This window comes from Cohnella boryungensis (genome assembly GCF_042651945.1).
Taxonomy (GTDB): Bacteria; Bacillota; Bacilli; order Paenibacillales; family Paenibacillaceae; genus Cohnella; species Cohnella boryungensis.
On the sequence record NZ_JBHSED010000021.1, the window covers coordinates 61,403 to 76,984 of the forward strand.

Annotated in this window: 12 protein-coding genes and 1 pseudogene; 11 read left to right on the plus strand and 2 right to left on the minus strand. The window is 49.6% G+C overall.

Annotated elements, in window-relative coordinates; genetic code table 11:
* The first annotated feature begins 8 nt into the window (after positions 1-8).
* Genes ACFO1S_RS12775 through ACFO1S_RS12795 form a run of 5 tightly spaced genes read left to right on the plus strand, consistent with a single transcriptional unit; the run spans position 9 to position 4,429 of the window.
* A complete protein-coding gene (locus ACFO1S_RS12775; RefSeq protein WP_204605327.1) occupies positions 9-848 on the plus strand; it encodes an amidohydrolase family protein in 840 nt (279 codons plus the stop codon).
* A gap of 26 nt (positions 849-874) precedes the next feature.
* On the plus strand, positions 875-1,957 hold the full coding sequence (locus tag ACFO1S_RS12780; RefSeq protein ID WP_378126886.1) for a Gfo/Idh/MocA family protein: 1,083 nt from the start codon (positions 875-877) through the stop codon (positions 1,955-1,957).
* 44 nt (positions 1,958-2,001) lie between these two features.
* Positions 2,002-3,168, plus strand: coding sequence for an ABC transporter substrate-binding protein (locus ACFO1S_RS12785; RefSeq protein ID WP_378126887.1), 1,167 nt, complete (start codon positions 2,002-2,004; stop codon positions 3,166-3,168).
* Positions 3,165-3,929, plus strand: coding sequence for an IclR family transcriptional regulator (locus ACFO1S_RS12790; protein ID WP_204605329.1), 765 nt, complete (start codon positions 3,165-3,167; stop codon positions 3,927-3,929). The genes ACFO1S_RS12785 and ACFO1S_RS12790 overlap by 4 nt, the downstream gene beginning before the upstream one ends.
* A 44-nt stretch (positions 3,930-3,973) precedes the next feature.
* The gene (locus ACFO1S_RS12795) at positions 3,974-4,429 is read left to right on the plus strand and encodes a MaoC family dehydratase (protein ID WP_204605330.1); all 456 of its coding nucleotides are present in this window, start codon (positions 3,974-3,976) and stop codon (positions 4,427-4,429) included.
* A 103-nt stretch (positions 4,430-4,532) separates the two neighbouring features.
* Here the strand turns inward: ACFO1S_RS12795 and ACFO1S_RS12800 are convergent, their stop codons facing one another.
* Complete coding sequence (locus ACFO1S_RS12800; protein ID WP_204605331.1) at positions 4,533-4,880, minus strand: transposase; 348 nt, start codon at positions 4,878-4,880, stop codon at positions 4,533-4,535.
* Between the two features lie 96 nt (positions 4,881-4,976).
* On the opposite strand from ACFO1S_RS12800, the pseudogene ACFO1S_RS12805 reads away from it, so the two are divergent.
* Positions 4,977-5,237 (plus strand): annotated as a pseudogene (locus tag ACFO1S_RS12805) (hypothetical protein); the annotation flags it as partial.
* Positions 5,238-5,403: 166 nt separating this feature from the next.
* Here the strand turns inward: ACFO1S_RS12805 and ACFO1S_RS12810 are convergent.
* Positions 5,404-6,384 carry an AraC family transcriptional regulator gene (locus ACFO1S_RS12810; RefSeq protein ID WP_204605332.1) on the minus strand — a complete coding sequence of 327 codons (981 nt, stop codon included), beginning with the start codon at positions 6,382-6,384 and terminating at the stop codon, positions 5,404-5,406.
* 177 nt (positions 6,385-6,561) lie between these two features.
* On the opposite strand from ACFO1S_RS12810, the gene ACFO1S_RS12815 reads away from it, so the two are divergent.
* The 5 genes from ACFO1S_RS12815 (at position 6,562) to ACFO1S_RS12835 (ending at position 15,568) form a co-directional block, all read left to right on the plus strand.
* Entirely contained in the window at positions 6,562-9,354 is a 2,793-nt protein-coding gene (locus tag ACFO1S_RS12815; RefSeq protein WP_204605333.1) for a family 78 glycoside hydrolase catalytic domain, read from the plus strand.
* 470 nt (positions 9,355-9,824) lie between these two features.
* Complete coding sequence (locus ACFO1S_RS12820) at positions 9,825-10,277, plus strand: MarR family winged helix-turn-helix transcriptional regulator (RefSeq protein WP_204605334.1); 453 nt, start codon at positions 9,825-9,827, stop codon at positions 10,275-10,277.
* Positions 10,274-12,001: an ABC transporter ATP-binding protein gene (locus tag ACFO1S_RS12825; protein ID WP_204605335.1), complete on the plus strand. Its 1,728-nt coding sequence runs from the start codon at positions 10,274-10,276 to the stop codon at positions 11,999-12,001. Before ACFO1S_RS12820 ends, ACFO1S_RS12825 begins: the two co-directional genes overlap by 4 nt.
* Positions 11,998-13,764 (plus strand): ABC transporter ATP-binding protein, encoded by a 1,767-nt coding sequence (locus ACFO1S_RS12830; protein ID WP_204605336.1) that lies wholly within the window; start codon positions 11,998-12,000, stop codon positions 13,762-13,764. The genes ACFO1S_RS12825 and ACFO1S_RS12830 overlap by 4 nt, the downstream gene beginning before the upstream one ends.
* A gap of 16 nt (positions 13,765-13,780) precedes the next feature.
* Entirely contained in the window at positions 13,781-15,568 is a 1,788-nt protein-coding gene (locus ACFO1S_RS12835) for a family 43 glycosylhydrolase (RefSeq protein WP_204605337.1), read from the plus strand.
* The last annotated feature ends 14 nt before the right edge of the window (positions 15,569-15,582 follow it).

Consider the following 15,582-nt stretch of genomic DNA (forward strand, 5'->3'; position numbering starts at 1 on the left):
GCTTATGCATGATCGTCGATGCCCATCAACACTTCTGGAATTTGGATAAAGTCGCTTATCCCTGGTTAAAGCCGGAGCACGGCGTCATCTACCGGACCTTCGAAGCGCCGGAGCTGGAGCCCCTTCTCAGAGATGCAGGCGTAGACAAGACTGTCATTGTACAAGCGATGGACTCCATAGAGGATACTGAATATATGCTGGAGACGGCAGCCCAGTATGATTGGGTGGCAGGCGTCGTCGGCTGGGTTCCGCTGGATCGACCGAGCGAGGCGTATCGCTTGCTTCAGCAATTTACCCGTAACCGCTATTTTAAAGGAGTTCGGCATCTGATTCACGAAGAGGCTGATCCCGACTGGATTGTGCGTCCCGAGGTTATCGAAGGTCTCAAGGTGCTCGCATCGTTTGGAATGACTTTTGACGTAGTGGCGGTGTTTCCGAACCATTTGAAGCACGTGCCGTTTCTAGCCGCGCATGTGCCGAACCTTAACATGGTGATCGACCATCTGGCAAAGCCTCCGATTCGAGAGAAGGGATGGGAACCATGGGCGTCACAGCTAGCAGAAGCCGCTGCCTACCCCAACGTCTATGCTAAAATATCCGGCCTAAATACAGCTTCAGACCCTGTTCATTGGACTGCGTTGGACTGGAAGCGCTATATTGATTTTGCCCGGACTCATTTTACATCGGAACGACTCATGTTTGGAAGCGACTGGCCAGTCGCCAACTTGGCTGGAGATTACCAAACGGTTATTGAAGCAACTATGTCCGTGTTAGCGGATTATAGCGAAGAGGAGCGACAGGCAATATTGGGCGGGACGGCGGATCGGTTCTACCGGTTGTCGGAATGAGACCTTATAGAATGGCGGGATGCGAATTGGCAAACCAATTAGATTATAAGCCTAAGCTTCCGAGAGACAGATCTCTCGGCATTGGTATCATAGGCGCGGGAGAGATTGTGCGTGAAGCCCATCTTCCCGCATATGAAATGGCCGGTTTTAATGTCGTCGGCATTACGAACAGAACGCGCGCACGGGCGGAACAAGCAGCGGAAGCCTTTGCAATTCCTAAGGTGTACGACTCCGCGAAGGAATTAATCGAGGATCCGGATGTTCAGATCGTCGATATCGCCTTAACGGCCGATCTGCAGCCCGAAATTGTGCGAATGGCGGCTAAGGCCGGCAAGCATGTGCTTTGCCAGAAGCCGCTCGGAGAGACGTACGCGGCCGCAGTGGAAATCGCCGATATCTGTGACGAATATGGGATACGCGGCGCAGTAAATCAACAGATGCGTTGGGCGCCCGGTATTCGGGCAAGTCATGCGATCATACAGAAGGGGTGGTTAGGCGAGCCTGTTCAGGCGGATGTACAAGTTAATGTTCATACGGACTTCGCAGGTTGGCCTTTCCTTAGGGATATCGAAACGCTTGAAATCATGTACCATAGTATTCATTACCTCGATTCCATCCGCTTTTTGTTCGGTACGCCAGAAGCTGTATTCGCCGATGGAGCCAGGTATCCCGGCCAGGTGTGCCGAGGAGAGACTCGAACGACGATTCACTTGCGCTTTCCAGGGGAAATCCGGGGACTTGTCCATGACAACCATAACAATTGGGCGCCTATGGACGATTGGTATGCGACCTTTCGTTTTGAAGGGACGAAAGGGATCATTACGGGGACGAATGGCGCGTTGTACAATTACCCTGAAGGCAGAGAGGATACGATTCGTTACCTATCTAAAGAGCTATCGCTATCGGTATGGCAGGAGCCGAAGCTCGAAGGTCGTTGGTTCCCGCATGCATTTATGGGAACGATGGGCGAACTGATGCGGGCCATCGAAGATGGCCGCGAGCCAGAAAACAGCGTAAGAGATAACTTACTTACGTTAAAGATGGTATTTGCCGCATACCGTTCAATGGCGGAACGCCGTCCAGTGTTTCTGGAGGAGATTAACAGCTAATAAATATCGGCGCACGGCGTCAGACCGAAACGAGGAAATCAAACGTGATAACGTTAAGAGGAATGACTTGGAATCACGAAAGAGGCATCCGTCCGCTTGAGGCAGCATCAGCTGTGTTTGCCTCTAAGCATCCTGACGTACGCATTGAATGGGACGCACGGTCACTGAGTGACTTCGAACAATACCCTTTGGAACTGCTCGCCGACCGTTACGATCTGATTATGATTGATCATCCGCACCTTGGCGCAGCCGTCCGGCAAGATTTGCTATTGCCGCTAAATAGTTGGCTATCGGCTGATTTCCTAAGCGATCAAGCAGCGAACAGCGTGGGTCAGAGTTATGCGAGCTATACGTGGGGCGATTGTCAACTGGCGCTGCCTCTCGATGCCGCTGCCCAGGTCGGCGCATATCGCGCCGATCTTCTGGAACGGCATGGGTCGGGTATTCCGAAGACATGGGAAGAGGTCTCTAGCCTTGCGAAGGCCTTGCCCAATGGAATGTCGATCGGTTTGCCGTTTGTCCCGGTGCATGCGTTCGCCAGTTTTTTTACGTTAAGTTCGCAGCATGCAGGGCTGCAGTTTTGGAGCGACGGTACCCCGCTTGAGCTGGAAACGGGTGAATACGCGCTCGAAACGCTGAGAGAGCTTGCTTCTTATATGCACCTCATGTCAGCGAACGAGGATCCGATTGCGATGCTTCAGCGCATGGGAGAGACGGACGAAGTCGCCTACATTCCACTTGTTTATGGTTATTCGAATTATGCCAGAGAAGGCTTCGTTACAAATCCAATTAAATTTGCGAATATTCCTTCCGTAGATGGAGAATCGAAAGGCAGTATGATTGGAGGCGTTGGACTAGCCGTTTCGCAACGATGCCGGAATCCTGAAATTGCAATCCAATTCGTTATAATGGTTGCAAACGGAGAATTCCAACGAACCGATTTCGTCAAGAATGGCGGGCAACCCGGTCATCGCAGCGCGTGGCTTGATGAAGATGCGAATCGGCTGACGAACAATTTTTTCGCCGATACCCTTCGGACATTGGACAATGGTTCTGTTAGGCCGCGTTTTGATGGATATATCGCATTTCAAGAGCGGGCCGGAGCCTTAATTCGTGATTTCATCACTGGAGCCGAGCATGACAACAAAGCGCTTGTTCGCAGGCTTAATGACATGTTGTGGACGGCTATGAAAGAGGAAGATGGGATATGAAGGATTACAAAGTGCCGGCGCTCGAGAAAGGGCTGGAGATCTTAGAGACCTTGTCGCAAAGTACAGTTCCGATGTCGATAACAGAATTGTGCCGGACGCTTGAGCGCAGCACCAGCGAATTGTACCGCGTAGTTGGCTTCTTAGAAGAGAAAGGGTATATCGCCAAGGACGCACACACCGGAAATTTCAGACTTACCCTTAAGCTGTTTGAGTTAGCTCATCTCCATTCGCCAGTAGACCAACTCTTGCGCGCGGCTTCAATTCCAATGCGTGAATTGGCAGACGAGCTCAAACAGTCATGCCATCTCAGCGTGTTGCGCGGCACGGATTTGCTAGTCTTGCATCAAGAGGAGAGTCCGCTTAAGTACCGGCTTTCCGTCGAGGTTGGCGGACGATTCGACGCTCTTGGAACGGCATCGGGTCGGTTGCTGGCCGCCTTTCTGTCAAAAGAAGAGCAGGAATGGTTGTTCGAGCATCACGCGGGGTATCAAGCATCGTCTGATGAGGAAAAGTCGGCGATACGTAACAAACTTGAACAGGCTAAAGCGACGGGGCGGAGCTTGGCGGAGAGCGAATCCCATACTGGAGTGTGTGATTATGCCGTATTGATTGGAAATCCAGCAAGCGGATTCGCGGCGGCGCTCGCCGTGCCGTGGCTTACCGTGCCTGGATTAGAGGTTCCCGAGCGCGAGCTGCTGGAGAAGCTGCGAGACCGTGCAGATGGCATTACGCGGGCGCTTGGCATGACGCTGGCTGTATAAAAACCAAAATTGATCCGAGACATTAATTCCAAGGAGGGATTAAATTGAATTCACTATATTACGAAGACTATGTGACGGGTACTGAGCGTGTCTCCACCGGTCGTACAATAACCGAGGCGGACATTGTCCTGCATGCGGGCCAGACCGGAGACTTCTACCCGCATCATATGGATGCCGAGTGGTGCCGTACCCAAGATTTCGGACAACGTATTGCGCACGGCACACTGATATTTAGCATCGGAGTCGGAATGACTGCCGGCGAGATTAATCCCGAGGCATTCTCTTATGGTTACGATCGTCTTCGTTTCGTAAAGCCAGTGTTCATTGGGGATACAATTCGCGCTAAGGCATCAATTAAAGAAAAACGCGATCACCCCAAACGCAGCAATTATGGATTCGTTGTCGAGCTCGTTGAAGTAACGAATCAGCGTGGTGAAACGACTCTCATATGCGAGCATGTACTGATGGTCCGCAAACGTCCCAATGAAAGTGAGTCATAAGTTTTCTGTTGCTTTTATTTTAGCAGGTATGAGAGTTTACAAATGATTTTACAGACTCTAATGTTGATATTTGATCATCGGCAAGAGGCTGTCCAATAAGTCCCTAAAATAAAAAGTTGAGCCCAAACTCGGTGTGAACCTTCTCCAGCCCTCGCAAGGAGAAACGACGGAACGAGCGATTGCCCTTGATGTGACCGAACACGCTTTCTACCTCGACTTTACGCCGAGCATAGACCGCGGATTCCTCGTCATCCTCAAGGGCTTTTTTGGCCTTTGCCTTTAGCTCTTCCCAGATCGTATTCCAGTGTACCTGCCGATTTCCCTTGGCCTTGGTGCAGTTTGCCTTCAGTGGACAATCCCTGCAGTCTTCACATTCGTAAATCTTATAGCTTTGCTCCAGACCAGAAGCGTTTGAAGCGCAGTTGAAGTCGATCGTCCTGCTGAAGAACAAGGGACAGACGCTTCCGATGAAGAAATGCAGCAAAGTCTACATTCCGAAACGGTATTTTCCGGCCTGGAAAAACTTGTTGGGTGGGAAAACGCCAACATGATTTCGGGAGCATTCGAGCCGTCCGGTTTATTACCGTTTCAAATGCCAGCCAATATGAGAACGGTAGAAGAGCAGTTCGAAGACGTCCCGCACGACATGGAGTGCTATATCGATACGGAAGGCAACGTCAATGGCTTCGCCTTCGGACTGAATTGGAGCGGCGCCATTGAAGACGAATGCACGGCGAAATACCGGAAATTAAGCCGATCGATCGAATCAGAGGGGAGGGGGGAGGTATGGCAGACAGGGGGGGGATAAGGGAGCACCAAATTGCAAGTCTCCAAGTGGCCCTAGTGATTTTCACTCTCATCTCTCCCGAATAAACAACGTACCTGATCGCAAATGATCGCAGCTTTGATATGAATAGGCCAGCCTGTTTTCGGGTTGGCCTTTTTAAGCAGGCCGGCATATGTGGGTGGGCCTCTTACCTGTTCATTCTTCTATAGTCAGACGGCGTCACGACATGACGTTCTTTGAAATTCTTATAAAAAAGTGTGATGTTAGAGTAACCCGCCTCGTGCGCGACTTCTCCAATTGACATCCCCGTATATTTGAGCAGCATGGTCGCTTCTTTTATTTTTATGTCTTGTACCATTCTCATTAATCCGTATCCGAAATGTTGTTTTAGAAGATTGCTGAGATAGTTCGGATGATAGTTAAAATGGGATGCTAAAGTATGGAGTGTTACCTGCTTATAGTTGTCATTAATGTACTGGACGATCTTTGCGATCGGCGCTTTGGATGTCGGACCAGAACGTTTAGTCGGATTTGACTCCTTGTAGTCCCTCATAAGCTCGGTAAACAGGAGAATAACATGGCAGTTTATTGCTTCTTCCGAACCGAATGTCGGTTCGAAGTACTCACATAGCGCTTGTTGCATATAGGTATGGGCATTCTGGTTGCTCGAGGAGCGGAAAATAATGTAATTATTGTGATCCTGACTCCTATAAATAGAGTTAATTAGGAACTCAGACATGAGGTCGTTTCCTGATAAACGTTTCATTACATCAATATCAAAAAAGCGTTTGCTCATTAATAAGTTGATGATAATATCGTTATCTTCCGGTTTCTCAATAGAATGGATAACATTAGAGTCCATAATACAAAATTCTCCGGAGTCCATAACAACCGGTTTTCCGTTAATGACCTGCCTGCACTGGCCAGAATAAACAAAATTTATCTCTAAAAATTCGTGACGATGCTCAGGGGTAGCGATATAACGAGGATGTTTATAGAACGCGATTTGTTTTCCCGGTACCAGAAAGGGCTCGAGAATCGTTTTAATCCCGTTCACTTGAGGGACGGCCGCCTCGTAACCTGCATAGATGTCTTCAGGGGATTTCAAGGCCATCCATTCAATTTCGTCCCGTTTTCTCAAATAGGCGTCAAGCTCCTTGCTATTCATCGAACTCACCTCCGTATAACTTTTATTTTAACACCTTAATAAAAGATAAAAAAGTGCTTAACTTTTGGACTAAGAAATCCTTTGATACTTGCTGTAAAATGGAACTGGAGGCGATTTCTCCGCAGATACCGCGGATAAATAAGCCTGTTTTTCCTATAATGAAGGAGGATGATGAGAATGTTGGGTGTCTATTGTTTACGGACAGAAAATTTGAACAATCCCTTAGGATTGGATAACAAGTCTCCGCGATTATCGTGGAAAATCAAAAGCGACGACCAAAACGTCATTCAAAACGGCTATCAAGTTCAAGCCTCTGTCAGCGTAGGTTTTGAACAATTGTTCTGGGACAGCGGCAAGGTACTGGGTCGATCTCAGAGAATAGTTTACAGCGGGCTTGAATTGAAGTCGATGGACCGGGTTTTCTGGCGGGTAAAAGTCTGGGATAATTATGGGAACGAATCAGCGTTTGGAGCCCCGGCGTTTTTCGAGATGGGATTGCTGACGGGAGCAGACTGGAAAGCGAAATGGATCGAACCTGAAGATGAGGTCAATCCTGACGTTTATAAGCCAGCGCCTTATATTCGCAAAGATTTTCACGTGAGAACCGGACTTGTTTCGGCTAAAGCCTACATGACCGCAAGAGGGTTGTATAAATTTTATTTGAACGGCACGGAGGGAACCGACCACCTGTTCACACCCGGATTTACATCCTATTACGCACGGTTGCAATACCAAGCGTATGACGTGACGCATCTTTTGAAGGAAGGTGCCAACGCTTGGGGGATTATTCTGGGCGATGGATGGTGGAGAGGCTCCACAGGTGTTGTGCTAAAAAACAATTTCGGTTATAAAGTGGCTTATTTGGGACAATTGGTATTAAGCTATGAAGATGGAAGCCGGGAGATCATTGGCAGCGACGAGTCGTTTAAAACTTCTTTCGGGCCTCTGCTAAAGTCCGATTTGAAAGCGGGAGAAATCAATGATGCCCGAATCGATGTCGCGGGATGGAATATGGCCGGATTCAACGATTCGGCATGGACCGCAGTCCATATCAAGGACTATGGGACAGACAATCTGGTAGCCTCCAGCCTGCCAGTACGGGCCAGAGAGAAATTCTCTCCCCGAATCATAGTCACCCCAAATGGAGAAACAGTGCTTGACTTCGGACAAAACATAGCAGGTTGGGTTGAAATGAAGGTGCAAGGCGACGCGGGGACGGAAGTCATTCTGGTACACGGCGAAACGTTGGACAAGAATGGGGATTTTACGTTGGCAAACCTGGAACATACGGGACCGATGACAGATTTCCAGGAAATTCACTACATTTTGAATGGACAATCTGAAGAAACATACCGGCCCTATTTCGCTATTTTCGGGTTCCGTTATGTCCTGTTGAAAAATTATCCGGGAGAACTTAAAGCGGAGCAATTTACAGCCGTTTCAATCTACAGCGACATGGAAGAGACGGGCGACTTTTCCTGTTCCAACCCGCTGATCAATCAGTTAGTTTCCAACTCCAGATGGAGTATGAAAGGAAACTTTATGGAAATACCGACGGATTGTCCGACCAGAGAGCGGGCAGGGTGGACCGGCGACGCTCAGTTGTTCGCTAGAACGGCTACGGATTTTATGAACGTATATTCTTTCTATGAAAAGTGGCTGGCCGACCTCGCGGCTGAACAGTTTCCGTCCGGCGCGGTAGCTTCTACGGTCCCTCAAGTACTAGGGTTCCACAGCGTGGATGAATATGAACGAGTCATAAAAAACGTCGCCAACCCGATGGTGGCTATGCTCGCTTCTACCAAACCAGGAGAACCCGGTTATCTGGATGGTTCCGCAGGCTGGGGAGACGCAGCGGTGATTGCACCGTGGACGATGTATTTATGTTATGGAGACAAATCGATTCTGGAAAGGCAGTATGACTCTGCTAAAGCGTGGGTCGAATACATGAGAACAAATGCCGAAAATCGTAACGAACACTACAAAGATGAAGCTTATTACCATAACAATACGGATGGGGAATTGGATGCAAATTATGTCTGGGATACGATGTTTCACTGGGGGGAATGGCTGGAAGCCGATACCCACCAAAGCACTGAACAATTAGGCGCCGAAATTCAAACGAGAATGTTCAGAGGCGATCCACTGACAGCGACTGCCTATTACGGGTACTCCACTCGCTTGCTCTCTGAAATAGCCGGAATCCTGGGAAAGAAGGAAGACTCGGAGCAGTACACGAAACTGTACGAGAAGATCAAGCGGGTATATAACCATTACTTTATTAAAGAGAATGGCGAAATATTAGAAGGCAGACAAGCTCCCTATGTTCGAGTCTTGGCCTTTGACTTGGCCTATGAGGAACGGAAACAAGCTATAGCCGATCGGCTTGCGGAGCTTGTCGTCGAGCAGGATTACCATCTGAATACAGGCTTCCTTTCCACGCCGTTTATTCTGCACGTATTGGCTGAGCACGGATATTCGGATGTTGCCTTCCGACTGCTGGAACAGGAGTCCAGCCCGTCATGGTTATACGCAGTGACCAAAGGAGCAACGACGATTTGGGAAAGCTGGAAAGGCGTTTCTCCCGAGGGCGAGCTGACTCTTTCTCTCAATCACTATTCCTACGGGGCGGTATGTAATTTCCTTTTTGAAGGTGTGACCGGTGTTCGCCCCCTCATCGAGGAACCGGGATATAAGCACTTTGTGATTAAACCATGGCTAGGCGGCACGTTAACGCACGCTTTTGCAAGGTATGAATCCCCATATGGCACAATCGAATCCAGCTGGAAGAAAACCGATGGCGGAGTGGACTACAGATTCGTTGTACCTGCGAATTCAACTGCGACCTTTATGCTGAACGGAAGCGAAAAGGACTTGCATCGACTTCAATCCAATTTTAATTATGTTTCTTATATAAATGGCCGCGTCATTTGCGAAGTGGGCAGCGGCATATATCATATCATGTTGTAAATTAATATATTTTTATGGGCGATCGATCAACTCCCAATAATATGGACGAAGCACAGAGGTATGCGAAGAACATCGCCGGCGACGGTATATCTGCCAGCATCTGCGAAGGATTGCAGGATATTAACAATCGTACACTATTCGTAGAATACCCCGCCAAAATTATCCTTGGCCAATTATTATGACCAAAACACTCTGATGATATTTCTCTGAATGAAATTCAGCAAATAGGATACTATGCGATCGATTTATAAAGTCATTACCTTCAAGAAGAGAGACACCACAAGGCACCCTTCGGGCTTACAAAAAGCTCGAAGGTTTTTTTGTTTTCCGAGCCGGCCAAAAAGTCTCGAAAGTGTTAGCGAAAAAGTCTGCAAAGTGTTAGTGATGTAATGCGCCATTTTTTACAATCGAATTAGATCGAATAAATAAGTAACTTACCTATTCGGTTATTATCGCGAAAGGAGAGTCGCATGGATCACGAATCGTTGGAACTCATGAAGGTTTTCGGACGTCTGTACCGCAAAAATATCGATACCCGCATAGACGCCGCTAGCAGAAAAGTAAACGAAGCCCGTATGTTGCTGATCCTCATGGAAAGAGAGCAAGACCGTATGAGCGTGTTGGAGCTCAGCGAGTATTTGGGAGTGACTTCCCCGTTCGTATCCCAACTGTTGAACGATATGGTCGAACGGGATTTGATCGTCCGCGCCAAAGATCCGATAGACCGTCGGATCGTTCGGGTTTCGTTGACGGAGAAGGGGAAACAGCAAGCCTTCGATGTTCTCCGATATTCCCGCAAGCTTTACGAAGGGTTGGCGGAGCATCTCGGAGCCGAGGAAAGCCGCATGTTGTCCAATCTGCTGCAGAAATCGATCGATTATCTCGATACCCGAATATACGATTCGGAGAAGGGGCGTACATGACCTTATTATTGCGATATTTGAAGCCCTACAAGAAATCGATTGCAGCGCTTCTCATCCTGATGTTCGGGGGAATCATGCTCGAACTGTATTTGCCTACGCTGATGGCGAACATGGTGGACTTCGGCATCGCGAAAGAGGATATGGACTACGTCTACCAGACCGGCGGGTGGATGCTCTTCTGCTCCATCTTCGCGGTGGCGCTAACCGTCGGCGTGAATTACCTCTCATCCGGAGTCGCACACGGTTTCGGCAAAGATTTGCGACGCTCCCTGTTCGTTCAAGTACAGAAGTTCTCCTTGCAGCAATTCGAACGTTTCGGACCGGCTTCGCTGATGACGCGAACGACGAACGACATCCGGCAAGTGCAGGATTTGGTCAACGCGCTGTTCGGGATGATGACCCGCGCGCCCATCATGCTTCTGGGGGGCATCCTTCTAGCGTTCTATCGGGATTCGATGCTTTCCTTGGTTTTTATTGCCGTGTTGCCGGTATTGGCGGGAATCATTTTCCTAATCATGCGGAAAGCCGTTCCCTTATTCGGTTTGTTGCAGCTAAAGACGGATCGCTTGAATCTGATCATTCGCGAGAAGTTAAGCGGCATTCGCGTCATTCGCGCGTTTAACCGGACGGAATACGAGAATGGGCGGTTTAACCAGGCGAACGAAGATTATCGCGATACGGGCATCAAGGTGAACAAAATAACGGCTTATTTGTTCCCCGCGATGTCCATGGTGATGAGTGTAACGAATGTTTCGATTGTCTGGTTCGGCGGAATTCGAATCGACCAAGGGCACATGCAAATCGGTAATCTTATGGCATTCCTGCAATACGCGATGATGATTATGGTCGCTCTGATCATGTTATCGATGATGTTCGTCATGATTCCGCGAGCGCAAGCTTCAGCCAATAGGATTGCCGACGTGTTGCGACTCGAACCGACGATCGCGGACGCAGGGAGCAACAAGCTTGCAACCGAGATCAAGGGCCGTATCGAATTCGCGGAGGTCACCTTTCGTTATCCCGGAGCCGCGAATCCGGCGCTTCGATCGGTTTCTTTTCAAGCCGGACCGGGCGAAACGACGGCGATTATCGGGAGCACGGGCTCGGGCAAGACGACGCTGCTGCAACTCATTCCGCGCTTATATGACGTAGAGAGCGGTGCGATACTCATCGATGGCGTGGACATTCGGGATATGCCTCAGCGATCACTCAGGTCACGCATCGGGTATGTCACCCAGAAAGCGTCCTTATTCCGGGGCACGATTGCGGATAACGTGGCGTTCGGCCGAGATCAGCTAGCGCCTGATCAACTGGAAGAAGCGCTCCGAATCGCGCAAGCTTTGGATTTCGTCCGTTCGAAGGAGAAGGGTGCGGATGAAGAAGTCGCGCAAGGAGGAGCCAATTTCTCGGGCGGCCAGAAGCAGCGGTTGTCGATCGCAAGAGCTCTCGCGAGGAAGCCTGCGATCTATTTGTTCGACGATAGCTTCTCGGCGCTGGATTATAAGACGGATGCCGAGTTAAGGAAAGCGTTGAAGCAGGTCACGGGGGATGCCACGATCTTGATTGTCGCTCAGCGCGTCAGCACGGTGAAGGACGCCGATCGGATTATCGTGCTTCACGAGGGAGCAATCTCAGGCATCGGATCCCATGAAGAGTTGCTGTCATCAAACAACATTTATCGGGAAATCGTTGCTTCTCAGCTGACGGAGGAGGAGAGCGCATGACGGGAAACAACGGGAACGCGCTCCGGCGGTTGGTGGGATACCTCAAGCCCCATCGAGGCAAACTGACGTTCGTCGGGTTCGCTGCCATCGCGAGCACACTGTTCAGCGTCGTCAACCCGAAACTGCTCGGGGACGCGACGAATTTCTTGTTCGACAGTTACAGGGAAGGCACGGGCGTCGATTTCGGATGGCTCGGCAAATGGCTAATCATGATGTTCGGACTGTATGCTTCTTCTTCTTTCTTTTCCTTCTTGCAGCAGTATGTCCTGGCCAGCGTTGCTCAATGGGTAACCGCGACATTGCGACAACAGGTCACGGAGAAAATGTCGCGCTTGCCTCTTCGATATTTCGACCGGCATTCCCAGGGCGACTTGCTCAGCAGGGCGGTTAACGACGTCGATAGCATCAATACTTCTCTTCAACAGGCGATCTCGCAAATTATGAGCTCCTTCCTGACCGTCGTCGGGATCGTCGCGATGATGCTCTATATCAGTCCGTGGCTCACGATTGTGATCGGGATCACCTTGCCTTTGAGCGCTCTTGCGATGAAATGGATAGCAGGAAAATCCAAGAAGTTTTTCGTTCGTCAGCAAGCGGAATTAGGCAATGTGAACGGACACGTCGAAGAGATGTTCGGCGGTCATCGGGTCGTGAAAACGTATGGGTACGAAGAGGAAGCGATCCGATCCTTCGATCAGATGAATAAGAAGCTCTATGATGCCGGAAGAAAGGCGCAGTTCGTTTCCGGCCTCATGATGCCCTTGATGACTTTTGTCGGCAACATCGGTTACGTATTAATCGCCATCGTCGGCGGCGTTCTCGTGTTGAACGGAAATATGCGGATCGGCTACGTTCAAGCGTTCATCCAATATACGCAGCAGATCAATTATCCGTTGGTGCAAGTGGCTGGTATCATGAATGTGATCCAGGCGGCGATTGCTTCCGCGGAGAGGGTATTCCGAGTTCTGGATGAAGAAGAGGAAGACCGATACGAGCCGTCGATCGGCCCTGCCGACAAAATCGAGGGGAGCGTTAGCTTCCGGAACGTCAGCTTCGGTTACGAGAAAGCCAAGCCGATCATTCGCGGATTCGATCTTGGCGTGAAGGAAGGCCAGACCATCGCCATCGTCGGACCGACGGGTGCGGGCAAAACCACGCTGATTAACCTGTTGATGCGGTTTTACGAGGTCGACGAAGGGAGCATCTTGCTAGGCGGCGTCGATTACAAGGATATGAGCCGGGAGCAAGTCCGAAGCCGATACGGTATGGTCATTCAGGATACGTGGCTGTTTAACGGAACAATCCGGGACAATATCGCCTACGGACGCGCAGGAGCGACGGAAGAGGACATCGTCCGGGCCGCCCGAAGCGCTTACGCGGACGATTTTATCCGCAAGCTGCCGGATGGCTACGATACGATGCTGGGGGAAGACGCCTCGAATATTTCGCAAGGGCAGAAACAATTGCTTACGATCGCCCGGGCGATCCTCGCCGACCCGACCGTCCTGATCCTCGACGAAGCGACGAGCAGCGTCGACACTCGGACCGAGATGAATATTCAGAAAGCCATGAAGGAATTAATGGCCGGCAGAACGAGCTTCGTCATTGCACACCGGCTGTCCACGATCCGGGATGCCGATCTGATCCTTGTCATGAACAACGGAGAGATCGTGGAACGGGGCAACCATCGGGAGTTGTTGGAACAAAGAGGTTTTTACGCGGATTTGTATCATAGCCAATTTAACGAAAAAGTAGCGATCTGAAGAGGAGCGAACGAAAATGACGTATATGTGCAACCCGATCAATATGGAATACAAATATCAATACACCGATTCAAGAGGGCTTAACGTCACTTATAGGGAAGCCGCGGATCCTTCAATGATTTTGTTCAAAGGCCAATATTATCTGTTTCCTTCGATGACGGCAGGATTTCTTGTCAGCGACAATTTGACCGATTGGACCTTCCATCCGCTGAAGGATGTGCCGGTTTACGACTATGCCCCGGATGTTCGGGTCATCGGAGAATATATTTATTTTTCTGCATCGAGTAAAGCCAAGAACTGTTCCTTCTACAGATCGAAAGATCCAATTAACGGCTCGTTTGAAGAAATCGAAGGGACATTTCCTTTCTGGGACCCGAATCTTTTCTTGGATGACGACGGCAGGGTTTATTTCTACTGGGGATGCTCCAATGTCACGCCGCTTTACGGGGTTGAACTAAATCCGGAGAATATGCAGCCTATCGGAGAACCGATCGCCCTCGTGCAGAGCAACATTGCGGTTATCGGTTATGAAAGAAATGGCGAAAATCACGTGCCCAGACCGCCGAAAGAGGTCGAGGAGATGGTTAAAAACCATGTGAAAATGAATCCCGGCGCTACGGAGGAGTTTTTGCAAATCATCAGGAAGTCCCTCGGGAATGTAGATCCGTATATCGAGGGGGCGTGGATGGATAAGCATAACGGCAAATACTATCTCCAGTATTCCGCACCAGGGACGCAATATAACGTTTATGCGGACGGGGTCTACATTTCGGATAACCCGCTCGGGCCATTTACGCTTGCGAAAAATAATCCGTACTCTTATAAGCCCGGAGGTTTTCTTCCAGGAGCAGGACATGGATCTACCATGGAAGATAAGCACGGAAACGTATGGCACAGTTCGACGATGAGAGTCAGCGTCAACCATATTTTTGAAAGACGGATTGGGTTATGGCCGGCAGGCTTCGATCAAGACGGAGAATTGTTCTGCAATCAACGCTATGGCGACTGGCCGTTTCAGATTGACCAAGCAGCCCTGAATCCATGGAACAATCCGGAGTGGATGCTGCTTTCCTACAGAAAGCCGGCGAAAGCTTCCTCGTTCGAAGAGGGAAAAGACGCATCCAAAGCGACAAACGAGAATGTTCAAACGTGGTGGAAAGCGGCGTCTAATCGTTCCGGTGAATGGTTTGAAGTCGATCTGAAGCAGGTATGCGACGTACGCGCTGTACAAATTAATTTTGCGGATGATCAGTTGAACCTTCCGCTTCCTGAGGGAGCAACGCTACAGCAAGTCGGACAAATTCAAAGATACTTGGACGAGAGGAAGCATGTGACTAGGTGGCTTCTAGAGGGCTCGGTTGACGGAACGGAATATTTCGTAATGGAAGATAAATCAGAAGCGGATACCGATTTACCGCATGATCTTGTTGTAAAAGAAGGCGGAGTAAAGGCGCGGTATATCAGATGCACTGTTAAGGAACTCCCTTTTAACCAGAATGCATGTATTTCCGGTTTGCGAGTGTTTGGGATCGGTGAAGGTGAATTGCCGAAAAGAGTAACCGGCGTTCAAACCAAACTGTTGAGCGAGCTTGATCTTTCCGTTACATGGGATAATGACGATGCTGTCGGATACAACGTGCTGTGGGGGTTTACGCCGGATAAACTCTATCACAGTCATATGGTATTTGGTGTCAACCAGCTCACGATTGGAGCGTTGATCAAAGGTGAACCGGTTTATGTAAGAGTGGATAGTTTCAATGAAGTAGGGATAACCGAAGGCGAAGTACGCAAGGCGGTTGAGTAATTCCGCACCGAGCT